Origin of the sequence: Microbispora sp. NPDC046973 (assembly GCF_040644495.1) — a bacterium.
GTDB lineage: Bacteria > Actinomycetota > Actinomycetes > Streptosporangiales > Streptosporangiaceae > Microbispora.
Map to the genome: position 1 here is coordinate 69,436 of NZ_JBEYWQ010000022.1, position 23,443 is coordinate 92,878.

A 23,443-nucleotide genomic window follows, 5' to 3' on the forward strand; every position below is an offset into this window, starting at 1 on the left:
TAGGCTTTCCTTATCGTAGCAAGGGCAACCCTTGGCGGGCCACCGACACGCCGGAGGTGACCCGCCGATGAGAGGCGTCAGACGGTCTCGACGGGCTTGGCCACGCGGTCCAGCTCCGCGAAGAGGTCGGCGAAGACCCGGGCGTGCAGGATCGTGCCGTCGCCGGTGTGCTCCAGCGACAGGACCTCGCCCTCGCTGTGCGCCCGCGCGATCAGGTCGCCCCTGTCGTACGGCACCAGCATCCTGACCTCGTGGTCGAGGTGGGGAAGCTCCCGCTCGATCACGGACATCAGCTCGCCGATCCCGGCCCCGGTGCGGGCGGAGACGACGACGCTGTGCCGCTCCTTCATCGTCAGCCGGGTCAGCACGACGGGGTCGGCGGCGTCGGCCTTGTTGACGACCACGATCTCCGGAATGTCCCGCGCGCCCTCGATCTCGGCCAGCACCTCGCGGACGGCCGCGATCTGCGATTCGGGGTCGGAGTGCGACCCGTCCACCACGTGGAGGATCAGGTCGGCGTCCGCCACCTCCTCCAGGGTCGAGCGGAACGCCTCGACGAGCTGGTGGGGCAGGTGCCGTACGAAACCGACCGTGTCGGCCAGCGTGAACAGGCGGCCCTCGGGCGTGCGGGCCTTGCGCACGGTGGGGTCGAGGGTCGCGAACAGCGCGTCCTCGACCAGCACGCCTGCGCCGGTCAGCCGGTTGAGCAGCGACGACTTGCCGGCGTTGGTGTATCCGGCGATCGCCACGGCCGGCACCTCGCGGGCCTGCCGCCGGTGCCGCATGGTCTGCCGTGCGGTCGACATCTCCTTGATCTGCCGCCGCAGCTTGGCCATCCGCTCGCGGATCCGCCGCCGGTCCAGCTCGATCTTGGTCTCACCGGGGCCGCGGCCGCCGATCCCGACGCCGCCGGCGGCGCGGCCGCCGACCTGACGGGACAGGTTGCCACCCCAGCCTCGCAGGCGCGGCAGGAGGTACTGCAGCTGCGCCAGCTCGACCTGCGCCTTGCCCTCGCGGCTCTTGGCGTGCTGCGCGAAGATGTCGAGGATCAGCGCGGTCCGGTCGATGACCTTGACCTTCACGATCTCTTCGAGCTGGCGGAGCTGACCGGGGGTCAGCTCGCCGTCGCAGATCACGGTGTCGGCGCCGCTGGCGGCCACGATGTCCCGCAGCTCGATCGCCTTGCCCGATCCGATGTAGGTGGCGGGGTCGGGCCGGTCGCGACGCTGGATCAGACCCTCCAGCACCTGCGATCCGGCGGTTTCGGCCAGCAGCTTCAGCTCCTGCAGCGAGTTCTCCGCGTCCAGCGCGGTGCCGCCCGCCCAGACGCCGACCAGGACGACGCGCTCCAGCCGCAGCTGCCGGTACTCGACTTCGGTGATGTCTTCGAGCTCTGTCGACAGACCCGCTACGCGGCGGAGCGCCTGGCGCTCTTCCAGTTCGTAATCGCCCACGGCGAGGTCTTCGGGCTCGTTTCGCATATATGTCATCTCTACTAGACAGAACAGTCGGACACCCCGATGCCTTCCCGGCCCCGGATGCCTTCCGTCGATGGTGACACGACCCCCGGGACCTACGCACTCCCTTATGCGCCCAGTTCGGCCAGGAGTCGCGCGCTCCGCTCCGCCCAGTGGTCCAGCCCCAGGCGGATGTGGATCTCGTGGGCCCGCCGCGCGTGGTCCAGGGCCCGCTCCCGGTCGCCCATCGCCGCCGACAGCATCGCCAGCGCCTGGTGGATCGAGCCCCAGCCGACCGTGCCGCTGCCGTGCAGGGCCAGCCGGTCCCCGTACGGCGCCAGCCTGGCGTACAGGCCCGAGGGATCGGGGACGCCGAGTTGCGCCGCCACGTACGACCAGACGACGGCGACGAACTCCCCCGACCAGTCGTCGGGGACGGCCGTGCCCCATCGGGCGATCAGGTTCCCGGCCAGCTCCCGATCGCCCACGTCGAGCGCCGCGAGCACGGCTATGGGACGCAGCGGGTCGTTGTGCGGCTGCGACGCCGCCGCGATGACCTCATCGAGGATCTCGGCGACCCTGCCCTGTCCCCGGCGGCAGGCGTAGAGCATCGTCGGCCGCACGATGCCCAGGCCCCACATGCTGCTGTCGCCGAAGACCTCGCCGAGCTCGCCGGCGAGGCGCTCGACCTCGTCCCAGCGGCCGTCCAGGGTCAGCCGCGCGGCCTCGGCGATGCGCACCATGGCCGTCAGCTCGGATCTCCTGACCTCCTGCAGCAGATGCTCGGCGCGGGCCAGATCCCGCTCCCATCCGGTCAGCTCCCCCGCCCTGAACAGGCACGCCATCCGGTGCACCCGGGCCACGATCTCAGCCGCGGCGGGAAGATCGGGCACCGTGAGCATCTCCTCGGCGGCACGGCGCCGTTCGTTCTCCCGCTCCGGCACCCAGGACGCGATCATGTAGTTGTTGAGCACCTGGACGAGCAGGGCCGGGTCGCCGATCCCGCGGGCGATCTCCACAGCCTCCGCCACCATCGCCTCGCCTTCGGCCCGGCGGGGCCCGTAGTTGAGCTCGATGCCGAGAGTGCCGAGCAGTGCCGCCCGGTGGGCGTCGTCCAGGGGGCCCGCCAGCAGGTTCTCGATCAGGGCGATCGTGTGGTCGTCGACCACTCCGTACGACCGCCAGTTCCAGACGCTGAGGGTGCCGAACACCGCCACGGCCTCCACCAGGGCCTCCCGGTCGGCCGTCTCCTCCGCCAGCTCGATGGCCTCCTCGAGTGCCGCCCGTGCCCGCGCGGCGTCCCCGACCACGCGCAGCGACCGGCCCAGCTCGATCAGCAGGCGGCATCGCCTGGCCGGATCGCGCGTGCCGAGGGCGAGCAGCGCGTCGTCCCACAGCTCGACCGCCTCGTCGTACGCGCGCTGCGCGGTCGCCTGCCTGGCCGCCCTGGCGGCGTAGCCGACGGCCTTGTCCGCTCCCCCGACCCGCGCCGCCATGGCGAAGTGGTGGGCGAGGACGGGCAGGCGCGCCGCCTTGTCGTCGCCGGGCGGCGCTGTCGGCAGGGACTCCAGGGCCTCCGCCACGCTCAGGTGGAGCCTGGCCTTCTCCAGGCGGCCGAGCCCGGCGTAGAGCGCGTCACGCACCAGGGCGTGTGAGAAGCGGTAGTCGAAACCGTGCGGCGCCTCGGCGAGGAGGCCGACGGCGACGGCGGGCTCCAGCAGCGACATCACCTCCTCGGCGGGGGTTTCCGTGAGCGCCTCCAGCACGTCGAGGCTGACGTCGCGGCCCAGGACGGCGGCCCGCCGCAGCAGTTCCCTGGTGGCGTCGGGCAGCCGCGCCGCCCTCCGCTCGATCACCTCCATGACGCCTTCGGGCACGCCCAGCGACGCGGCGTCGAGCCGGCGCTCGCTGCCGAGCAGCCGCAGCAGCTCGCCGAGGTAGAAGGGGTTGCCGCCGGTGCGGCGGTAGAGCACCTCGGCGAGCGCGGGGTCGGTCAGGTCGTGCCGCCGCAGGAAGGCGCCGACCTCCTCCGCGGTGAACGGCGCGAGGGTGAGCCGCTCGGCGCCGGGCTCACGGGTGAGGGTGGCGAGGGTGTCGCGCAGCCGCTCGGGCTCCCTGCCCGGCTCCGGCCGTACGGTGGCCAGCACCAGCACGGGCCTGCGATGCAGCTCTGCCGCGAGGAAGGCGAGCAGCCGCAGCGAGGCGGCGTCCGCCGCGTGGAGATCGTCCAGCACCACCAGCGTCGGCGTGCCGGATCGGGCGAGCGCGGCCAGCACGCCCTCGTACAGCTCGAAGAGCGCGGCCTCTGGGTCGGCGGCGGCGTCGCCCTCGCCCGCGAGGAGCCGCGCCGCGGCCCGGCCCCGGTCTCCCAGCTCGCGCAGCGCCTGCAGCCAGGGCCAGAACGGCGGGGCCGCCTCGGCCTCCACGCAACGGCCCCAGATCACCGTGACGCCACGGGCCTCGGCCTCCTCGGCGGCCAGCTGGGCCAGCCTGGTCTTGCCGATTCCCGGCTCGCCGGTCACCAGCAGCACGCCGCCGCGGCCCCGCCGTACGGCGTCGAGCCGTTCGCCGAGGCGGGCGAGTTCGTGCTCGCGTGCGACGAGGGCCGCGGACGGCGGCGGCTCGGCCGCGGAAAGGACCCGCTCCCTCGCGGGCGGGGCTGCCGGGCGCGCGACGGCGGGTGCTTCCAGGGGCGCGGGCGCGTCCAGGGACGGCGCCTGCTCCAGCACGGCCTGCTCCAGCCGCCGCAGCTCGGGGCCGGGCTGCAGGCCCATCTCCTCGGCGAGCAGGGCCCGCACGCGGCGCAGCGCGCCGAGCGCGTCGGTCTGCCTGCCCGACCGGTAGAGGGCGAGGACGAGCAGGCTCCACAGCCGCTCGCGGTAGGGGTACGCCTCGACCAGCCGCTCCAGGTCGGCCACACACGAGGGCCCGTCGCCCATGGCGAGCCTGGCCTCGAACCGGTCCTCGACCGCCACCGCCCGCAGCTCGGACAGGCGTGCGATGACGGGCTGGGCGAACTCGTAGGCCGCGAACTCGGCGAGCGGCTCGCCCCGCCACGTCTCCAGCGCCCGGTCGATCAGCCCGAGCACCGCGGCGTACTCGCGCCGGGCGAGCGCCCTGCGGCCGTCCTCGACCCAGGAGACGAAGCGCGCGAGGTCGACCTGGCCGGGCGCGACGGACAGCAGGTAGCCGGGCTCGCGAGTGAGCAGCACGGCCGGGGGCGTACGCGGCCGGCGGCCCGGTTCCAGCGCCTTGCGCAGGTTGGAGACGTACGACTGCAGCGTCGCGGTGGCGCTGGAGGGCGGCTCGTCCGCCCACAGCTCGTCGATCAGCCGGTCGAGGGAGACGATCCTGCCGGGTTCCAGCGCGAGGACGGCGAGCACCGCCCGCTGCTTGCGCGGGCCGAGGTCGATGACGCGGCTGTCGTCGCCGGTGACCTCGAAGGGGCCGAGCAGCCGGAAGGACAGCGAGTTCATGACCGAAAACCCCTCTGATTGCGCTGCGGCAAGCGTAGAGCCGGGACGACCCCCACCGGAACGGTCCACTTGGGGGCGACTTGGACGGTCTCCAAGCCACGCCCATGCCCGCTCCGGTCCCCGTGTTCCACGGTGGTCCCGCACGAGGAACCCACGATGGGAGGAGAAGAGATGGACCAGGTGAAGGCGCTCGGCGCCGATCTGCGCCGGGTGGTGCGCGGCCGGGTGCTGGTGCGCGGCGACGAGGGCTTCGACGCGAGCCGGCGCCCCTGGGACACGGCGGTCGACCAGCGGGTCGCGGCGGTCGTCGAGGCGCGGGACGAGCACGACGTCGCGGCCGTGGTCGGCTACGCGGGCCTCGCCGGGTTGCGCGTCGCCACCCAGGCGAACGGGCACGCCCCCGCCGCCTTCGACGACGCGATCCTGCTGCGCACGACGGCGCTACGCGGCCTGACCGTACGGCCGGGTGAGGGGGTGGCCCGGGTGGAGGCCGGCGTCTCGTGGGGCGAGGTGCTCACGGCGGCGGGCGAACACGGGCTGACGCCGCTGGCGGGCAGCACGGGGGCCGTCAGCGCCACCGGGTTCACCGTGGGCGGGGGCCTGAGCTGGTTCGGGCGCAGGTACGGCTTCGCCGCCGACAGCGTGCGCGCGTTCGAGGTCGTGGACGCCGCCGGCGAGCACGCCACCGTCACGGCCGGCAGCGACCCCGAGCTGTTCTGGGCGCTGCGCGGCGGCGGGGGCGACTTCGCGGTGGTGACCGCGATGGAGTTCGACCTGCACCCGGCGCCGGTGCTGTACGGCGGGCGGATCCTGTGGCCGGCCAGGCGGGCCGCGGAGGTGCTGGCCGCCTTCCGCGCCACCACGGCCGAGGCGCCGGAGGAGCTGACGGTCTGGTTCCACCTGCTGCAGTTCCCGCCGCTGCCCGAGCTGCCCGAGCCGCTGCGCGGCCTGTCGGCCGTGACGATCGACGTGACCTACCTGGGCGACCCGGGCGAGGCGCGGGCCCTGCTGCACCGGTTCGACCGGATTCCCGAGCCCGTCTTCGACACGCGCGGCCGGATGCCGGTGGCGAACCTCGCCGACATCTGCGCGGAGCCGACCGACCCGACGCCCGCGCTGCTGCGCTCGGAACTGCTCACCGGGCTCGGCGACGCCGAGGCGGCGGCGCTGCCGGCCGCCGCCGGGCCCGGCACCATCGCGCCGCTCGCCTACGTGCAGATCCGTCACCTCGGCGGGGCGCTTGCCCGGGTGGACGAGAAGGGCGGCGCCTGCGGCCACATCGCGGAGCCCTACCTGCTGAGCACGCTCGGCGTGCTCGCGGCCCCCGGCATAGAGGAGGCCGTCCGGCGGCGGCAGTCGGCCGTCGCGGAGGCGGTGGCGGGGGTCGCGAGCGGTCGCACGCCCTTCACCTTCCTCGGCCACGGGGAGCCGGCGGCGTCCGCCTTCCCGCCCGAGGTCCTGGCCCGCCTGCGCCAGGTCAAGCGCCGCCGCGACCCCCACGGCGTGATCCTCGGCAACCATCCCGTCCTCGGGTGACGGCGGCTCATCCCTCCAGTTCGGCGAGGAGCCGGCTGCTCTCCCCCGCCCAGTGGCCCAGCCCCAGGCGGGTGTGGGTCTCGTGTGCCCGGCGCGCGTGGCGCAGGGCGAGGCCGCGCTCGCCCGTGGCGTCCGCCAGCCCGGCCAGGACCAGGTGGGTGGAGCCCCAGCCGGCGCCGCCCATGCCGCTGACCACGAGCCGTTCCCCGTACGGCGCGAGCCTGCGATAGAGGGCGGCGGGGTCGGGTACGCCGAGCCGGGCGGCCACGTGACCCCACACGACCGCGAGGAACTCGGCGGTCCAGTCGTCGCGGATCTCGCCGCTCCAGCGCTCCGCCAGCCGCCGGGCGAGCGCGGCGTCGCCCGCGTCGAGGGCGGCCAGCGCGGCGACCGCGCGCAGCGGCACCATGTCGGGGTCGTGCGCCCGGGACACGAGCCGGTCGGCCAGCTCGTCCACCCGGCCCTGCCCGCGCCGGCAGGTGTAGAGGGTGATCAGGCCGGGATAGTCGAGGCCCCACATGCTGAACCCCGCGATCAACGCGGTGAACTCCTCCGCGAGGCGCTCGGCCGCCGCCCAGTCGCCGCGCATCGTGCGGCCGGCGGCCTCGGCGATCCGCGCCATCCCGGTCATCTCCGGACGCCTGATCTCGTCGGCCAGCCGCGCGCAGCGGGCCAGGTCGCGGTCCCACTCCGCGAGCTCGCCCGCCCGCAGCAGGTGCGCCATGCGGAAGACGCGGGCGACGGCCTCCGCCGTCGCGTCCAGGGGAAGGGTGAGCATCTCCTCGACCGCCCGGCGGCGCTCGTCCTCCCGCTCCGGGACCCAGGCGGCCATCACGTAGTTGTTGAGCGAGCGGGCGAGCAAGCGGGAATCCCCGGTGCGGCGGGCCAGCCGCACGCCGTCGGCCGCCAGCCGCTCCCCCTCGGCCCTGCGCGGCGAGTAGTACAGCTCCAGGCCCAGGGTGCCCAGCAGGGTGGCCCGCTCCGCGTCGCCGAGCGGCTCTTTCAGCAGGCCCTCCAGCAGGGCGACCGACTCGTCGTCCACGGCGCCGTAGTGGCGCCAGTTCCACACCGAGATGCCGCCGAACACGGTGACGGCCTCGATCAGCGTCGCGCGTTCGCCGATCCCGGCGGCGAGGCCGATCGCCTGCTCCAGGGCCGACTTCGCCCCGGCGACGTCGCCGACCGCGCGCAGCGCCTCGCCGCGGCGCACCAGCAGCGCGCACCGCCGGGCGGGGTCCGCCGGGCCGAGGGCGGCGAGGGCCCTGCTCCACCACTCCACCGCCTCGTCGTACGCGCAGCCGGCGGCGGCCTGCCGGGCGGCCAGGACGGCGTACTCCACCGCCTTGGCGGCGCCGCCCGCCCGGGCGGCCGCCACGAAGTGGTGGGCGAGCACGGACGCCTCGACCCCCGGAAGCGTCTCCAGCGCCTCGCCCGTGCGCAGGTGCAGCCGCGCCGCGCGCACCCGGCCGAGACCGGCGTAGAGGGCGTCGCGGACGAGGGCGTGCGAGAACCGGTAGTCGAAGCCGGGCGCCTCGACGAGCAGCCCCGTCGCCACGGCCGGTTCGAGCCGCAGCATCACCTCCTCCGCGCCCGCGCCGCTGGCGGCTTCCAGCGCATCGAGGCTCACCTCGCGGCCGAGTACGGCGGCCGCCTCCAGCAGCGCGCGGGTCTGCTCAGGCAGCCGTGCCACGCGGCGGCCGATGACCTCGCGCACCCCCTCGGGCACGCCGACCGAGGCGGCGTCGAGCCGGTGCTCGCTGCCCAGCAGCCGGATCAGCTCGCCCAGATAGAAGGGGTTGCCCCCGGTGCGCTCGTGGAGCAGCGCGGCGAGCCGCGTGTCCGGCAGGTCGCGCCCGGCCAGGTAGGAGGCCACGTCCTCCCGGGTGAACGGCGGCAGCGTGAGGCGCTCCGCGCCGCGTTCGCGGGCGAGCGCGGCCAGCGTGTCGCGCAGTTGCTCGGGATCGCCGCCCGGCTCCGGGCGGATCGTCGCCAGCACCAGCACCTGCGACCGGTGCAGCTCCCCCGCCGCGAACGCGAGCAGGCGCAGGGACGACGCGTCGGCCCAGTGGAGATCGTCGAGGACGACGAGCGCAGGCCCCGCCGCCCGCACGGCCGCCGTCACCCGCTCGTGCAGCTCGAACAGCGCGGCGCCGGGGTCGCCGCCCGGCGACTGCCCCGGCGTGCCCCCGGACAGGGCGGCCAGCGCGTCCGCCGCGTCCGGGCCGAGGTCGCGCAGCACCCGCAGCCAGGGCCAGAAGGCGGGGGCGCCGGTGTCCTCCGCGCAGCGGCCCGAGGCGACCGCCATCCCCAGGGCGGCCGCCTCGTCGGCCGCCGCCTCCGCGAGGCGGGTCTTGCCGATGCCCGCCTCCCCGGCGACCAGCAGCACGCCGCCCCGGCCGCGACGGGCCTCGGCCAGGCGGGCGGTCACGCGTCCGAGCTGCTCGCGCCGGGCGACGAGCCCGTCGTGAACGACCGGCGCCCGCGCGGTCCCGGGCGGAACGGCCGTCACCGGCGCGGCGGCGGGGGCGAGCAGGACCGGCCCGGGGCCGTCGAGATCCGGCGACTGGCCGAAGACGGCCTGCTCGAGCCGCCGCAGCTCGGGGCCGGGCTCCAGGCCCAGTTCCCCGGCGAGCAGCGCCCTGACCCTGCGCAGCGCGGCGAGGGCGTCGGCCTGCCGTCCGGACCGGTAGAGGGCGAGCACGAGCAGGCTCCACAGCCGCTCCCGGTAGGGATGGTCGTCCGTCAGGCGTTCGAGGTCGGGCACGCACGATCCCGCGTCGCCGAGCGCCAGCCGGGCCTCGAACCAGTTCTCTGTGGCCGTGGCGTGCAGCTCGGTCAGCCGCGCGACGACCGGCCGGGCGAACTCGTACGCGGCGAATTCGGCGAGCGGCTCGCCCCGCCACGTCTCCAGCGCGGCGCGCAGCGACTCGGCCGCGGCGGCGTGCTCGCCCCGGGCGAGCGCCCGCCCGCCGTCCTCGGCCAGCGCGGTGAAGCGGACCAGATCCACCTGGCCGGGCGCCGCCGCCAGCAGGTAGCCGGGCTCGCGGGTGACCAGCACCTTCGGCGGCGTGCGCGGCGGCCGGCCGGGTTCGAGCGCCCGGCGGAGCTGGGAGACGTACGCCTGCAGCGTCCCGGTCGCGCTCGACGGCGCCTCCCCCGACCAGAGCTCGTCGATGAGCCGGTCGAGGGAGACCACGCGACCCGGCTCCAGCGCGAGCATGGCCAGCACGGCGCGCTGCTTGGGCGTGCCGAGGTCCACGACCCGGCCGGTGGCGTCGGTGACCTCGATCGGGCCGAACAGGCGAAAGTCCATCGTTCCTCTCGGGGACGGAGTGAACGCTTCGTAGCGTATTGCCGGATTCACTCCCTGCCGACCGGGCGTGTCGCCCGGCCGTAGGCCGTCGGGGTGACCGCGGCGCGGGTCGCGCGGACCCGGGGGTTCAGCCCGGCGAGGCCGGCGGAAGCAGGAGCAGGAAGCAGGCGCCCCGGGGACTGTTCGTGATCACCAGCGCGCCGCCGTGGCTCTCCGCGATCTGGCGGGCGATGGGCAGCCCGAGCCCGGCGCCCCCGGCGCTCACACCGCCCGCCGAGTCGAGCCGGGTGAAGCCCTGGACGCTCGTCCCGCTGCGATCGCGGCCGCCGGCCGCGCCGTCGTTGAGCACCTCCAGCACGGCGGCCCCCGCTCGGAACCGGGGATCTCCGTCGACAGGCCCCTCCCATCGCACGGAGACCGTCAGCCTGGACTCCGCACGCCGTTCGGCGTTGTCGAGGAGGCTCGCGATCAGCTGGTCGAGCCGGGCGCGGTCGCCCGTGACCGTCACACCGCTCTCGAGACGACGGACGATGTTCCGCGTGAACCGGCGGGCGTTCAGCTGCGCGGCGACGAGTTCGGCCAGATCGAGCCGCTCGCGCTCGCCCGGCACGCCCTCGTCCAGACGGGTGAGCGTGCGCAGGTCGGCCGCGATCGCCTGGAGCCGGTCCAGGCTCCGCAGGACATCCCGTCCCAGCGCGTTCAGGTCGGTGTCCTCCGGTGCGAGCATCGCGCTCTCGATCTGCGTACGGATGGCGGTGATCGGGCTGCGGAGCTCGTGCGAGGCGTCGGCGGTGAAGCGGCGCAGCTCCTCGAACGCGCTCTCGAGCCGGTCCAGTGTGTAGTTCACGCTCTCCGCCAGGTGACGGACCTCGTCCTTCGCCACGAACACCGGAACCCTGCGGGCGAGGGTGGTTTTGTGGATCTCGTCGAGCTGGGCGCGGATCGCGTCGACGGGCTTGAGAGACTGGCGCACGACCCGGTGGGCGCCGTACACGACGGCGGTGGTGGCGACGACGGTCCCGCCGATCAGCAGCGCCAGCAGACTCGGATAGACGTAGAACGGAACCGTCGGCACCGCGCTGTACACGGTCCACGTGCCGTTGCGGTAGACCTGCTGCGCGACCACGATCTCACACCGGTCGGGGCCGAAAACGTGGTCGCATACGACGCCGAGCGCACTCCGGTGGGGGGCCTTCGGCAGGAAGCGCGCCATAGGCGGCTTGCCCTGCAGGTCCGCGGTCGCCGCGACGACCCTGCCGTCGGGATCGACGACCTGGATGGGGCGGATCAGGGAGGGCGGGATCGACGGAAGCGGGTTGCCGACCTCTCCCCGGTCCAGACGGTAGGCGATGAGGTCGCCGGCGACGGTCGCCTCCCTGATGAGGTTATGGGTGTTCAGCCGGTGGAGTGCGAACAGCAGGACAGCGGAGAACAGAAGGCACAGGACGGCCACACTCCCGCCGGTGACCAGCGACAGGCGGGTGTTGATCGGCCATGTTCCGGCACGGTTCACGTGGGCGCCAATCGGAAGCGGGCTCAACCGGTCATCTGCCCCGAACCTCCTCGCCGCGTCTCCATCGGCAGGTGAAGAATTCGTATCGACGGCGGTGAGCTCGGCACCAAAGGTGCCTCGCCGGCAGGACGACTAGCCCGTTCCTGGCCGATTCCTAATCGATCGCAAACCTTTTGCTTCATGCTCTGAATCGATCCCGAAACGTGTGAAGCAGGAGGAGAAAGTGACAACCCTGGGAACCGACCTTCGCCGTACGGTACGCGGGCAGGTCCTCGTCCCCGGCGACGACGGCTTCGAGGCCGCGCGGCTGCCGTGGAACCGGGCGGTCGACCAGCGGGTGGCCGCGGTCGTGGAGGTCGAGGACGCGGCCGACGCCGCCGCCGTGGTCCGCTGTGCCAGGCTGGCCGGCCTCGCCGTCGCGGCGCAGCCGAGCGGGCACGGCGCCACCACCCGCCTCGACGGGACGATCCTGCTGCGGACCGGACGCCTGCGCGGCATGGAGGTCATGCCGGAGCGGCGGACCGCCCGCGTCGAGGCCGGCGTGCAGTGGGGCGAATTGCTGACCGCGACCGGCAAGCACGGGCTGACCGGCCTGCCCGGCAGCTCTCCCGTGGTCAGCGTCACCGGCTACACCCTCGGGGGCGGGCTCGGGTGGTTCGCCCGCAGGCACGGCTGGGCGGCCGGCGCCGTACGCGCCTTCGAGGTGGTCGGCGCCGACGGCACGCAGGCCCGCGTCACGGCCGACTCCGACCCCGACCTGTTCTGGGCGCTGCGCGGCGGCGGGGGCGACTTCGCGCTGGTGACGGCGATGGAGCTGGACCTGCACCCGGCGCCGCTGCTGTACGGCGGGCGCATGCTGTGGCCCGCCGAGCGGGCGCCCGAGGTGCTCGCCGCCTACCGGGAGGTGACCGCGGCGGCGCCCGCGGAGCTGACCGTCTGGTTCACGATGGTGAAGTTCCCGCCCGTGCCCCAGGTGCCCGAGCCGCTGCGCGGGCTCGCCGCGGTCGCGGTCGACTCGACGTTCCTGGGCGGCGAGGAGGAGGGGCGCGACCTGCTCCGGCGGTTCGAGGACATCCCCGGCGTGCTGAGGGACAGCCGCGCGGCGATGCCCCTGGACGCCCTGGGCGGCATCTGCGCCGAGCCGACGCAGCCGGTGCCCGGCGCGGGCCGCGGCGAACTGCTGACCGGTCTCGGCGACGCCGTGGCCGGCGATCTGCTCGCGGCCGCGGGCGGCGTCGCCCCCTTGGCCACTGTGCAGGTGCGCCACCTGGGCGGCGCGCTGAGCCGGCCCGCCGAGGCCGGCGGGGCGTGCGGACACATCGCCGAGCCGTACCTGCTGAGCATGATCGGGCCGGTCATGTCGCCGGAGGGCGGGCAGGCGGTCACGGCGCGGATGGCGGAGATCGCGCGGGCGATGGCGCCGCACACGACCGGCCGCAAGCCGTTCACCTATCTGAACGGCGACGAGAAGGCCGCCTCCGCGTTCGACGCGGACACGCTGGCCCGGCTGCGCGAGATCAAGCGCCGCCGCGACCCCGACGGCGTCTTCCGCGCCAACCAGCCGGTGCTCGGCTAGCTACGCCTTGTGCACCTCGGCGTCGCCCGATCCGGTCCTGACCGTGATCGTGTGCGGCGCCGAGTCGTTGTCCGGCACCTCGATCCTGCGGTCGCCGCTCCCGGTCGACGCGTTGACGTTGTAGGCGCCGTCCGGCACCCAGAGCCGGCCGTCGCCCGATCCCGTCACGGCCTGCACGTCCGTGGGGACGGCCGAGAACCTCAGGGTGATGTCACCCGAGCCCGTCCGCGTGTTGACCCGGGCAGAGGCGAGCCCTCGCGCGTCGACGTCGCCCGAGCCGGTGGAGGCGTTCACCTGGCCGGTCAGGGAGCGCAGCGTGATGTCTCCCGACCCGGTGTCGATCTTCATGGTGAGACCGCGCGGCACCTCCACCTTGTAGTCCACCGAGCAGTTGCCGCACTTGTAGGCCAGCGTGAGCGTGTCCCCGTCGACGGAATGGCCGTTCGCGGGTTTGTCCCCGTGCCAGCGCAGGGTCTCGGTGACGTGGACGCCGGACCTGTCGCTCTCGTTCACCACGATGTCGCCAGAATCGGCGCGGGCGTCGAGGACGGCCACCTTGTCCGTCACGTCGTAGGACTCCACGGCCTGCTGCCCGCCGAACCCGATCCGCACGTCGCACGCCGCGACGAGCAGGCTCATGCCCAGGACGGCCCCCGCGACGGCCATCGTCTTGTGTCTCATGCCCCGATCTTCGGCCATGCGTGGGGCGTCTCCCATCGGGGAATTCCCGGAGCGCCCCCTGAGGGACCCCCTGCGTTGACCCCCGGCCGTCTCCTGAAGTAGCGTCGATTCCATCATTCAGAACTATTTTTCCGGAAGGTGGAAAATGACGGAAGGCGTCGAGATCAAGGGCCCCCTGCTGGACCGGTTCGACGAGATCCTCACTCCCGAGGCCCTCGGCTTCGTGGCCACCTTGCAGCGCGAGTTCGACCCCAGGCGCAGGGAGCTGCTCGCCGCGCGTCAGGCGCGGCAGGAGGAGCTGTCCGCGGGCGGCATGCTCGACTTCCTTCCCGAGACCGCCCACGTCCGCGAGTCCGAGTGGCGGGTCGCCCCGCCCGCTCCGGGGCTGGAGGACCGCCGGGTCGAGATCACCGGGCCGGTCGACCGCAAGATGACGATCAACGCGCTCAACTCCGGCGCCAAGGTCTGGCTGGCCGACTTCGAGGACGCCAACTCGCCGACCTGGGAGAACACGATCAGCGGTCAGCTCAACCTGCGCGACGCCCTCGACCGTACGATCGACTTCGAGTCGGGCGGCAAGACCTACGCGCTGCGGCCGGACGAGGAGCTGGCCACGGTCGTGGTCCGCCCGCGCGGCTGGCACCTGCCGGAAAAGCACATCGTGGTGGACGGCTCGCCCATGTCGGGGTCGCTGCTCGACTTCGGCCTCTACCTCTTCCACTGCGCCCGGCGGCAGATCGGCAAGGGCCGCGGGCCGTACTTCTACCTGCCGAAGATGGAGTCGCACCTGGAGGCGCGGCTCTGGAACGACGTGTTCGTCCGGGCCCAGGAGCTGCTCGGCATCCCCCGGGGAACGATCCGGGCGACCGTGCTCATCGAGACCTACCCGGCCGCGTTCGAGATGGAGGAGATCCTCTACGAGCTGCGCGAGCACTCCGCGGGCCTCAACGCCGGCCGCTGGGACTACCTGTTCAGCGTCATCAAGAAGTTCCGCACCCGGGGGCGGGAGTTCCTGCTGCCCGAGCGCAACGCGGTGACGATGACCGCGCCGTTCATGCGGGCCTACACCGAACTGCTGGTGCGCACCTGCCACAAGCGCGGCGCGCACGCGATCGGCGGCATGGCGGCCTTCATCCCCTCCCGCCGCGACCCCGAGGTCAACAAGGTCGCGCTGGAGAAGGTGCGGGCCGACAAGACCCGCGAGTCCGGCGACGGCTTCGACGGCTCCTGGGTGGCCCACCCCGACCTCGTGCCGATCTGCCGCGAGGTGTTCGACGGCGTGCTCGGCGACCGGCCCAACCAGCTCGACCGGCTGCGCGAGGACGTCCACGTCACGGCCGAGGACCTGCTGTCGGTGTCCAAGACCCCGGGTGAGATCACCGAGGCCGGGCTGCGCAACAACGTGGACGTCGGCCTGCGCTACCTGGCGGCCTGGATGGGCGGCAACGGCGCCGCGGCGATCCACAACCTGATGGAGGACGCGGCGACCGCCGAGATCTCCCGCTCGCAGGTCTGGCAGTGGATCCACAACGACATCACGCTGGCCGACACCGGCGCGGTGGTGACACGGGAGCTCGTCGAGCGGATCATCGAGGAGGAGCTGGCCGGGATCGCCGCCGGGCCCGGCTACGACGAGAAGCTCTACGCCCAGGCCACGGCGCTGTTCAAGGAGGTCGCCCTTGACGACGATTTCGCGGAGTTCCTTACGCTTCCCGCGTACGAGCGGATGCCATGACGACGTGAGGGGAAGCGGGAGCCGATGTCCGAGCTCGAACGGCTGACGGCGCGGCTGGCGGCCGTACTCCCGCCGGACGCCGTCATCACCGACCCCGTACGGCTGCGCACCTACGAGTGCGACGGGCTGACCGTCCACCGGGCCACTCCCGGCGTGGTCGTGCTGCCGGAGACGGCCGAGCAGGTCGCCGCGGTCGTACGGCTGTGCGGCGAGCACGGCGTGCCGTTCGTCGCCCGCGGGGCGGGCACCGGCCTGTCGGGCGGCGCCCTCCCCCGCACGGACGGCGTGCTGATCGTCACCTCCCGCATGCGGCGGATCGTCGAGATCGACATCCCGAACCGCCGGGCCGTGGTGGAGCCGGGGGTGACGAACCTGGCGATCAGCGAGGCGGTCCGCGACCGGGGGTACTACTACGCCCCCGACCCCTCCAGCCAGCAGGTCTGCTCGATCGGCGGCAACGTGGCCGAGAACTCGGGCGGCGCGCACTGCCTCAAGTACGGCTTCACGGTCAACCACGTGCTCGCCGCCGAGATCGTCACGCCGGACGGGGAGATCGTGGAGCTGTCGGACCGCGACCCCGGCTACGACCTGCTCGGCGCGTTCATCGGCTCCGAGGGCACGCTCGGCATCGCCACCAAGATCACCGTACGGCTGTCGCGGGCGCCCGAGGCGGTCACGACCCTGCTCGCCGCCTTCACCGGCATCGAGGCCGGCGGGCACGCCGTGTCGGCGATCATCGCGGCGGGCGTCGTGCCCGCCGCCATCGAGATGATGGACGCGCTGGCGATCGAGGCGGCCGAGGCCGCCGTCGACTGCCGCTACCCCGCCGGGGCGGGAGCCGTACTTGTGGTGGAGCTGGACGGCCCGCGCGCCGAGGTGGAGCACCAGTTCGCGGCCGTCGAACGGATCTGCCGCGACAGCGGCGCCTTCGAGATCAGGGTGGCCGCCTCCGCCGAGGAGCGGGCGGCCATCTGGAAGGGCCGGAAGTCGGCGTTCGCCGCCGTGGGCCGGATCAGCCCGGCCTACATCGTGCAGGACGGCGTGGTGCCGCGGACCGCGCTTCCGCGCGTGCTCGCGGGGATCGACCGGCTGCAGGAGGAGTACGGCATCCGCGTGGCCAACGTCTTCCACGCGGGCGACGGCAATCTCCATCCCCTCGTGCTGTTCGACGACTCCGTGCCGGGCGAGGCCGAGCGCGCCGAGGCCGTCAGCGGGCGCATCCTCGACCTGTGCGTCGAGCACGGCGGGTCGATCACCGGGGAGCACGGCGTCGGCGTGGACAAGGCCCGCTACATGCCCCGGATGTTCAGCGAGGACGACCTCGACACCATGCAACTCGTGCGGTGCGCGTTCGATCCCCGGGGGCTGGCCAACCCGGGCAAGGTCTTCCCCACCCCGCGCCTGTGCGGAGAGGCGCCGGGTGTGCGCAGGGGCGCCCATCCCCTGGTCGAGGCCGGTCTGGCGGAGCAGTTCTGATGGACGAGCGGGACGTCCGGGACGCGCTGGAGGCCACCGGTGTGGCCGTGCGCGCGGCCGGCGACGGGGACGAGGTGGCGGGCGTGCGGCCGCGCTGGGTGGCGCTGCCCGAGTCGGCCGAGGAGATCGCGGCCGTGATGCGGGTCTGCGCCGCGCACGACCTGGCCGCCGTCGCGACCGGCGGCGGGACCAAGCTGCACTGGGGCGCGCCGCCCGCGCGCTGCGACGTGCTCGTGGACCTGTGCTGCATGAACCGGATCCTGGAGCACGCGGCGGGCGACCTCGTCGTCCGCGCGCAGGCCGGGGTGACCGTCGAGGCGCTGGCGCGCGCTCTCGCCGAGGAAGGTCAGGAGCTCGCGCTCGACGTGCCGGTGCCCGGCACCACGATCGGCGGGCTGCTGGCCACCGGGATCGCCGGGCCGCGCAGGTTCCGCCACGGCACGGCCCGCGACCTGCTCATCGGCGTCACGGTCGTGCTCGCCGACGGCACCATCGCCAAGTCGGGCGGGAAGGTCGTCAAGAACGTCGCCGGATACGACCTCGGCAAGCTGTTCAACGGTTCGTACGGCACGCTCGGGACCATCGCGGACGCGACGTTCCGCCTGCATCCCCTGCCCGCCGCCCGCGCCTGGGTGACGTTCACCGTCGAACGTCCGGTTACGGAGACCGTCAGGCCCGTTGTGTACGAGGGTAAGACGATGGAGGGCACCTCCACGGACGCGGCCGCGTCCCTGCGCGCGGTGATCCCGGCGGTCACCGAGTCGCCGTTGGAGCCGAGCGCGGTGGAGGTGGACTGGCCGGATGTGGCGGGCCCCTGCACGGTGGCGATCCTCGTGGAGGGCACCGCCGCGGCCGAGCGCGCCAAGGCGCTGTGCGCCCTCATGGACGGCGCGCTGAGCGACGCGCAGGTGACCGAGGAGCCGCCGCCGTGGTGGGGGCTCCTGCCCGAGCCGCCGGTGCCGGACGGACCGCCCGGCACCGGGGACGGGGGCGCGGGCGGCGGGGAGATCCTGCTGGAGGTCAGGAACATCCCCTACCGGCTGGCCGGCAGCTTCGTCGGTCCCTTCCTGGCGGCCCGTGAGGCGGGCGTGCACGCGGCGGTGCGCGGCTCCCTGGCCGCGCAGGTGTTCCACGTCGCGCTGCCGCCGGGCACCGACCCCGGCCGGGTCGCCGCCTTCACGGGCGACCTGCGCGACCACATGGAGACGGACGGCGAGGGCCGGGTCGTCGTGCTCACCGCGCCGCGGGAGGCCGCGCGCCGCCTCGACCGGTGGGGGCACGTCGGCGCGCTGCCGCTGATGCGCCGGGTCAAGGAGCGGTTCGATCCCGATCGCCGGCTGTCCCCCGGTCGTTTCGTCGGAGGCATCTGATGGATCCCGAGCTGATCAAAGACTGCGTCCACTGCGGGTTCTGCCTGCCCACCTGCCCGACGTACGTGCTGTGGGGCGAGGAGATGGACTCCCCGCGCGGGCGCATCCACCTCATGGGCCAGCACGTCGAGGGCACGCCGCTCACCGACGCGATGGCCGGCCACTTCGACGCCTGCCTGGGCTGCATGGCGTGCGTCACCGCGTGCCCGTCCGGCGTGCGGTACGACCGCCTGATCGAGCAGACCCGCGCGGTCGTCGAGCGCGAGCACGTGCGCCGCCCGGACGAGCGCGCGATCCGGGCGCTGGTGTTCGCGCTGTTCCCCTACCGGCGCAGGCTGCGGGCGATGCGGCTGCCCATGCGGCTGAGCAGGCGCCTGCAGCCGTTCCTCGAACAGGTCAACCCCTCCCTCGGCGCGATGGCCGAACTGGCGCCCGACGCCCCCCGGCCCGTACGGCTGCCGCCGCTGGTGCGCGCGAGGCGGCGGCGCAGGGCGCGGGTCGGCCTGCTCACCGGATGCGTGCAGGGCGAGTTCTTCCCGCAGGTCAACGCGGCGACGGCCCGGGTGCTCGCGCTGGAGGGCTGCGACGTGGTCATCCCGCCCCGGCAGGGCTGCTGCGGGGCGCTGTCGCTGCACTCGGGCCGCGAGGCCGAGGCGCGCAGGTTCGCCCGCCGCACGATCGCCACCTTCGAGCGGGCCGGCGTGGAGGCCGTGGTGGTGAACGCGGCCGGCTGCGGGTCGAGCATGAAGGACTACGCCGAGGTGCTGGCCGACGAGCCCGGCTGGGCGGCCCGCGCCGAGGCGCTGCGGACCCGCGACCTGGCGGAGTTCCTCACCGAGCTGGGACCTGCGGCGGAGCGCCACCCGCTGCCGGTCACGGTGGCCTACCACGACGCCTGCCACCTGGCCCACGCCCAGGGCGTGCGCGCCCAGCCGCGCGCGCTGCTGCGCGCGATCCCGGAGCTGGAGCTGCGGGAGGTCGAGGAGTCCGCGATCTGCTGCGGATCGGCGGGCACCTACAACCTGTTCCAGCCGGAGGCGGCCCGGCAGCTCGGCGACCGCAAGGCCGAGCGCGTGCTCGCCGCCGGCGCCGACGTGCTGGTGTCGGCCAACCCGGGCTGCACCATGCAGATCGCGGCCTCCGTCCGCAGGGCGGGCAAGGGGGAGATCCGGGTCGCGCACACGGCCGAGGTGCTCGACGCCTCGCTGCGAGGGCTGGGGAGTGTCTGACAAATGCTGCCCGTCGCGAGCGGGGTCCAGGTGGATGCATCGCAAGGCGGAGGAGGAGGCCGGAGCGGAGCCTCCGGCCGACGACGACAACGCCGCGAGGCGCCGCCTGGGCCACGCGCAGCAGGGCTTGATTTGTCAGAGACGACCGAGAAGCGGGCATGCTGGGAGGTCCCCGCGTTGAGGATGACACCGCCGAGGAGGAGGACGCGGTGAGCGTGCAGAGCGTCGACCGGGCGCTGGACGTGCTCGAGGCACTGTCAGAGCACGGCGGCCAGGCCGGTCTGTCGGAGATCGCCGCCACGACCGGCCTGCCGTACGGGACGATCCACCGGCTGTTACAGACGCTGCTGGCCCGTGGGTACGTCCGGCAGGAGTCCGACCGGCGCTACGCCCTCGGCGGCGCGCTCGTGCGGATCGGCGGCGTGGCCGAGCGGATGCTCGCGGTCTGGGCCGAGCCTTATCTCGCGAGGCTCGTGGAACTGTCCGGCGAGACCGCCAACCTCGCCGTGCTGGAGGGCGACTACGTCGTCTACATCGCCCAGGTGCCCTCGCCGCGCAGGCTGCGGATGTTCGCCGAGGTCGGCCGCCGGGTGCTGCCCCACAGCACGGCCGTCGGCAAGGCCCTGCTGGCCGCGCGGGACGACGCGGAGGCGGTGTTCACGCGCACCGGGCTGCCCCGCCGTACCGACCGGACGATCACGGCGGTCGGCGAGCTGATGGAGGAGCTCGGCCGGGTGCGCGCCCGGGGGTACGCGCTCGACCTGGGCGAAGAGGAGAGCGGGGTGCACTGCATGGCCGTGCCGGTCCACGACGGCGGGCGGGCCTTCGCGGCGATGTCGGTGTCCGGACCGGCCGAGCGCATCGACGCGATCGACCGCGAGGAGCTGGCCGCGATGCTGCGCAAGGTGGCCGAGGACTTCGGCGCCGCCGTCTTCCACTCCTGACCCGGTCCTCGGATGGGTCAGTATGGGGTCATGTGCCGAAGCATCAAGACCCTGCGCCCGCCGTTCACCGACGAGGTGACCGAGGAGGACATCCGGGCGGCGGCCCTGCAGTATGTCCGCAAGATCTCCGGCTTCCGCGCGCCCGCCGCGCACAACGCCGAGGCGTTCGACCGCGCGGTCGAGGAGATCGCGCAGGCCAGCACGGCGCTGCTGGCCTCCCTCCAGGTCCGCGGCTCCGCCGCCCGATAAGGACCGGGCTCCGAACAGCGGGTCCGAGCGCCGGGCCCCGAACACCGGGGTCCAAGCCGGCCACAAGTGCCGGGCGCGACAGTGGGCGCATGGGTATGATCTCCGACTTCCTCATGGCCCGGCGGCTGCGCCGGGGGCCCACACTGCTGCTGCCGTACGCGCCCGATCCCGCGACCCTGCTGGAGACGGTGCGCCTGCACGACCCGCAGGCCGGGCCGTACGGGCGGGGCTTCAAGATCGGCGAGAACGTCGAGCTGCGCGGGCCGATCGCGCTGACCCCGGAGCTGGCGGCCAGGGCGGGTCTCCCGGCAGGCTGGCCGGCCGCGTTCTTCGCGCGCAACATCGACGGCGACGCGGGCGGCGAGTTCGCGCGCCTGAGCCTGCTCGTGCGCGGCCTGGCCGAGCGGCTCGGCGGCCGGGAGCACCCGGAGTGCCAGGAGCCGCCGGAGGACCTGGCCGAGGTCGCCGGCGGGCGGCTCGTCCCGGTGGACGAGGTGATCGGCCTGCTCGCGGACGACGTGCCCGGCCTGGCCGTCACGACGGTGACCGACGCCGGCACGACGCTGCTCACCAGCGCCGAGAGCCCGATCGAGGTCTTCGTCACCGAGTGGGACGCCGACGACGTCACCTACGAGCTGTCCGCGGACGGCGGTTACGGCACGGACGTTCCCGCCACCGCCCGGCGGGCCGCCCTCGCGATCGCCGGACGCGCGGGCGGGGTGCCCCGCGACCACAACGGCTTCCTCATCATCGGGTGAGCGCATCGTGATTGCCTGTCCTGACTGGGACGCTTTGCAGCAGACGGGAAGCGTGTCACGATAAATGATCGCATCGGCGGTTCCGAGGGAAAGGGGGCGGACCGATGCCACCTGCGATCGTCGGGCATGAAGGTCCCCTTGCCGGTCAGCGCTTCCCGATCGACGACAAGCCGATCACCTTCGGTCGCAGAGGCGACAACAGTGTGGTGATAACGAGTGAGAGGGCCTCGCGCTTCCATGCGGAGGTGCGCCGCGAGGCCGAGGGCTACGTGCTGCTCGACCGGGGCAGCAGCAACGGGACCCTGGTCAACGGCAGGCGTGTCACCACGCATGTGCTCCGGCCCGGCGACATGATCGCCATCGGAGGGGAGACGTTCCGCTTCGAGGTGTTCGACGACGCCGAGACGGTCATGGACACCTCCCTGATGCAACGGTTCCGCCGGTCGTTCCCGGACGTCGAACCGGAACAGGTCCTGCACGTCACCATCTCCGGCGGCGGGCCCGTCGGGCTGGCCTTCGCCCTGCTCCTCGAACACCTCATGGGGCACCGGGTCGCCATCACGATCTACGACGGCCGCTGGACCGAGGACGGGCCGCGGATCGTGTGGAAGAACGCCACGCAGGGCAACAACCGGCGGCAGCAGGTCGTGACGGTGCAGAGCCGCCAGTATCTGAACCTCCCGGAGGACGTCCAGTCGCGGCTGTTCACCGAGGGGTCCTACAGCGAGATGTGGCCGGCCGGTCCGGACTCGATCCGCGACTACCGCCCGCGGAACATCCGGATCGCCTACATCGAGGACACCCTGCTGGAGATGGCGAACGAGAGGTCCGCCCGCATCCGCCTGGTGCCCGAGATATTCGACCCCGCGGAGCGCCAGGACGCCGTGGCCAAGGAGCACGTGCTCGCCATCTGCGAGGGAGGGCGCTCGCGGACCCGCGAGCACTTCACCGACAGGTTCGGCCGGGCCGACGACTCGATCTTCTCGCTCGACGGCCGCCACCTGCAGGACGTGGTGCTGGGGCTGCGGGTGAAGTCCAGCCTGCCGGACCCGGCGATCGTGCTGCTGACCGTGGCGCAGAACCGGTTCCTCCTGAACTCCCTGCGCGGCGAGGGCTTCCTCAACATGCGGCTCACCGACGACGAGGCCGCGGAGGTCGTCGGCATCGACCCCGTCCGGCACGTGTTCGAGGAGTGCGTCGCCTCCAGTCCCTGCCTGATGGAGCGCACCGAGGACGGGGACTTCCACTGCTCAACCCACCACACGCTGTTCCTGCCCGCCCTGATCAGGGGTTCGGCACTGTGGAGGCGGGCGAAGGAAGGGCTCGCGCTCTTCGGCGTCGCCGACGGCGACGTGAGCGCGGTCACCGCCTTCCGGCTGGACATGGTGCAGCGGCCGCGGTTCACCGCCCGGTTGTACTCCCCCACCTCGACCACCCCGGGGACGTACGGGTTCCTCCTCGGGGACGCGGCCAACGCGATCCACTTCTGGCCGGGGCGGGGCCTCAACAGCGGGCTGGCGTCGGCCATCTCGCTGGCCCGGTCGCTCAACCGCAACTGGCGCGGCAGGCCGTTGCGGGACGCCGACTTCGTACGGCACGAGGCGGCGATGTCGATGCTGCAGTATCGGCACAAGAGCCGCGCGTGGAACGCGATGGTGACCACCGACGAGCAGGGGGTCACCCGGGCGATCAAGGACACGATCGTCCAGGGCATCGAGGAAGGCCACGCCGCCCCGGACAGGGAAGCGGACATCGACGCCCTGATGGAGCGCCTGCGGCAGATCCGCGACCGCCTGTCACCACGTGTTCCCGGCATGCCCGACGACGCGACCCTCATCCGGCACCTGCGTGAACTGCGGAGCGAGACGCTGCGTACCCTGCTGGTGAGCGGAGCCTGGGAGACGCTGACGGTCGGCGGCGAGGAGGTCGACATCGACATCTTCGACCAGCCCGTCTCCGCGGCGTCCCCCGTGGCGACCCCTGCCGAGGGGGCGCTCGTCGCGCGGCAGGCGGACGGACAGACCAGGCGGCCCGGCGGCACGCCTGCCGGCTGACGTCGCTCCGGCGAACCACGGAACCGGCCCGGGCCGTCCGGCGGAGTAGGGGTGAAGGGCGCGACGGCGCCCACGG

At 73.6% G+C, this 23,443-nt stretch carries 15 protein-coding genes; 10 read left to right on the forward strand and 5 right to left on the reverse strand.

Annotation, left to right across the window (positions count from 1 at the left end):
- Positions 1-77: 77 nt before the first annotated feature.
- Both hflX and ABZ860_RS31760 read right to left on the reverse strand, forming a co-directional pair.
- On the reverse strand, positions 78-1,481 hold the full coding sequence (gene hflX / locus ABZ860_RS31755; RefSeq protein WP_357227095.1) for a GTPase HflX: 1,404 nt from the start codon (positions 1,479-1,481) through the stop codon (positions 78-80).
- 104 nt (positions 1,482-1,585) lie between these two features.
- Positions 1,586-4,933: a BTAD domain-containing putative transcriptional regulator gene (locus ABZ860_RS31760; RefSeq protein WP_357227098.1), complete on the reverse strand. Its 3,348-nt coding sequence runs from the start codon at positions 4,931-4,933 to the stop codon at positions 1,586-1,588.
- Positions 4,934-5,104: 171 nt separating this feature from the next.
- On the opposite strand from ABZ860_RS31760, the gene ABZ860_RS31765 reads away from it, so the two are divergent.
- Complete coding sequence (locus ABZ860_RS31765; RefSeq protein ID WP_357227101.1) at positions 5,105-6,469, forward strand: FAD-binding oxidoreductase; 1,365 nt, start codon at positions 5,105-5,107, stop codon at positions 6,467-6,469.
- 7 nt (positions 6,470-6,476) lie between these two features.
- Here the strand turns inward: ABZ860_RS31765 and ABZ860_RS31770 are convergent, their stop codons facing one another.
- Both ABZ860_RS31770 and ABZ860_RS31775 read right to left on the reverse strand, forming a co-directional pair.
- Positions 6,477-9,782: a BTAD domain-containing putative transcriptional regulator gene (locus tag ABZ860_RS31770; protein WP_357227103.1), complete on the reverse strand. Its 3,306-nt coding sequence runs from the start codon at positions 9,780-9,782 to the stop codon at positions 6,477-6,479.
- A 127-nt stretch (positions 9,783-9,909) separates the two neighbouring features.
- Positions 9,910-11,295 carry an ATP-binding protein gene (locus tag ABZ860_RS31775; RefSeq protein WP_357227106.1) on the reverse strand — a complete coding sequence of 462 codons (1,386 nt, stop codon included), beginning with the start codon at positions 11,293-11,295 and terminating at the stop codon, positions 9,910-9,912.
- 223 nt (positions 11,296-11,518) lie between these two features.
- On the opposite strand from ABZ860_RS31775, the gene ABZ860_RS31780 reads away from it, so the two are divergent.
- Positions 11,519-12,871: an FAD-binding protein gene (locus ABZ860_RS31780; protein ID WP_357227108.1), complete on the forward strand. Its 1,353-nt coding sequence runs from the start codon at positions 11,519-11,521 to the stop codon at positions 12,869-12,871.
- On the opposite strand, the gene ABZ860_RS31785 is transcribed toward ABZ860_RS31780, so the two are convergent.
- The gene (locus ABZ860_RS31785; protein ID WP_357227111.1) at positions 12,872-13,552 is read right to left on the reverse strand and encodes a DUF4097 family beta strand repeat-containing protein; all 681 of its coding nucleotides are present in this window, start codon (positions 13,550-13,552) and stop codon (positions 12,872-12,874) included. It abuts the gene before it with no gap.
- 145 nt (positions 13,553-13,697) lie between these two features.
- Between ABZ860_RS31785 and aceB the strand changes: the two genes are divergently transcribed.
- The 8 genes from aceB to ABZ860_RS31825 all read left to right on the forward strand — a co-directional run bounded on the left by aceB (position 13,698) and on the right by ABZ860_RS31825 (position 23,367).
- Positions 13,698-15,287 (forward strand): malate synthase A, encoded by a 1,590-nt coding sequence (gene aceB / locus ABZ860_RS31790; protein WP_357227113.1) that lies wholly within the window; start codon positions 13,698-13,700, stop codon positions 15,285-15,287.
- A 24-nt stretch (positions 15,288-15,311) separates the two neighbouring features.
- Positions 15,312-16,763: an FAD-linked oxidase C-terminal domain-containing protein gene (locus ABZ860_RS31795; RefSeq protein ID WP_357227115.1), complete on the forward strand. Its 1,452-nt coding sequence runs from the start codon at positions 15,312-15,314 to the stop codon at positions 16,761-16,763.
- Entirely contained in the window at positions 16,763-18,133 is a 1,371-nt protein-coding gene (locus ABZ860_RS31800) for an FAD-binding oxidoreductase (RefSeq protein WP_357227119.1), read from the forward strand. Before ABZ860_RS31795 ends, ABZ860_RS31800 begins: the two co-directional genes overlap by 1 nt.
- Positions 18,133-19,362, forward strand: coding sequence for a heterodisulfide reductase-related iron-sulfur binding cluster (locus ABZ860_RS31805; protein WP_357227122.1), 1,230 nt, complete (start codon positions 18,133-18,135; stop codon positions 19,360-19,362). Before ABZ860_RS31800 ends, ABZ860_RS31805 begins: the two co-directional genes overlap by 1 nt.
- A 158-nt stretch (positions 19,363-19,520) precedes the next feature.
- On the forward strand, positions 19,521-20,306 hold the full coding sequence (locus tag ABZ860_RS31810; protein ID WP_357227124.1) for an IclR family transcriptional regulator: 786 nt from the start codon (positions 19,521-19,523) through the stop codon (positions 20,304-20,306).
- A gap of 30 nt (positions 20,307-20,336) precedes the next feature.
- On the forward strand, positions 20,337-20,555 hold the full coding sequence (locus ABZ860_RS31815; protein WP_142558590.1) for a DUF2277 domain-containing protein: 219 nt from the start codon (positions 20,337-20,339) through the stop codon (positions 20,553-20,555).
- Between the two features lie 89 nt (positions 20,556-20,644).
- Positions 20,645-21,313, forward strand: a complete 669-nt coding sequence (locus ABZ860_RS31820) for a hypothetical protein (protein WP_357227127.1) — start codon at positions 20,645-20,647, stop codon at positions 21,311-21,313.
- Positions 21,314-21,417: 104 nt separating this feature from the next.
- Complete coding sequence (locus ABZ860_RS31825) at positions 21,418-23,367, forward strand: FHA domain-containing protein (protein WP_357227130.1); 1,950 nt, start codon at positions 21,418-21,420, stop codon at positions 23,365-23,367.
- Positions 23,368-23,443: the final 76 nt, after the last annotated feature.

What these genes read in the sequence shown, in the direction of transcription:
- aceB (WP_357227113.1), top strand. Translation starts at nt 13,698, where the DNA reads ATGACGGAAGGCGTCGAGATCAAGGGCCCCCTGCTGGACCGGTTCGAC.
- ABZ860_RS31795 (WP_357227115.1), top strand. Translation starts at nt 15,312, where the DNA reads ATGTCCGAGCTCGAACGGCTGACGGCGCGGCTGGCGGCCGTACTCCCG.
- ABZ860_RS31765 (WP_357227101.1), top strand. Translation starts at nt 5,105, where the DNA reads ATGGACCAGGTGAAGGCGCTCGGCGCCGATCTGCGCCGGGTGGTGCGC.
- hflX (WP_357227095.1), bottom strand. Translation starts at nt 1,481, where the DNA reads ATGCGAAACGAGCCCGAAGACCTCGCCGTGGGCGATTACGAACTGGAA.
- ABZ860_RS31810 (WP_357227124.1), top strand. Translation starts at nt 19,521, where the DNA reads ATGCTGGGAGGTCCCCGCGTTGAGGATGACACCGCCGAGGAGGAGGAC.
- ABZ860_RS31760 (WP_357227098.1), bottom strand. Translation starts at nt 4,933, where the DNA reads ATGAACTCGCTGTCCTTCCGGCTGCTCGGCCCCTTCGAGGTCACCGGC.
- ABZ860_RS31815 (WP_142558590.1), top strand. Translation starts at nt 20,337, where the DNA reads ATGTGCCGAAGCATCAAGACCCTGCGCCCGCCGTTCACCGACGAGGTG.
- ABZ860_RS31805 (WP_357227122.1), top strand. Translation starts at nt 18,133, where the DNA reads ATGGATCCCGAGCTGATCAAAGACTGCGTCCACTGCGGGTTCTGCCTG.
- ABZ860_RS31770 (WP_357227103.1), bottom strand. Translation starts at nt 9,782, where the DNA reads ATGGACTTTCGCCTGTTCGGCCCGATCGAGGTCACCGACGCCACCGGC.
- ABZ860_RS31825 (WP_357227130.1), top strand. Translation starts at nt 21,418, where the DNA reads ATGCCACCTGCGATCGTCGGGCATGAAGGTCCCCTTGCCGGTCAGCGC.
- ABZ860_RS31785 (WP_357227111.1), bottom strand. Translation starts at nt 13,552, where the DNA reads ATGAGACACAAGACGATGGCCGTCGCGGGGGCCGTCCTGGGCATGAGC.
- ABZ860_RS31820 (WP_357227127.1), top strand. Translation starts at nt 20,645, where the DNA reads ATGGGTATGATCTCCGACTTCCTCATGGCCCGGCGGCTGCGCCGGGGG.
- ABZ860_RS31800 (WP_357227119.1), top strand. Translation starts at nt 16,763, where the DNA reads ATGGACGAGCGGGACGTCCGGGACGCGCTGGAGGCCACCGGTGTGGCC.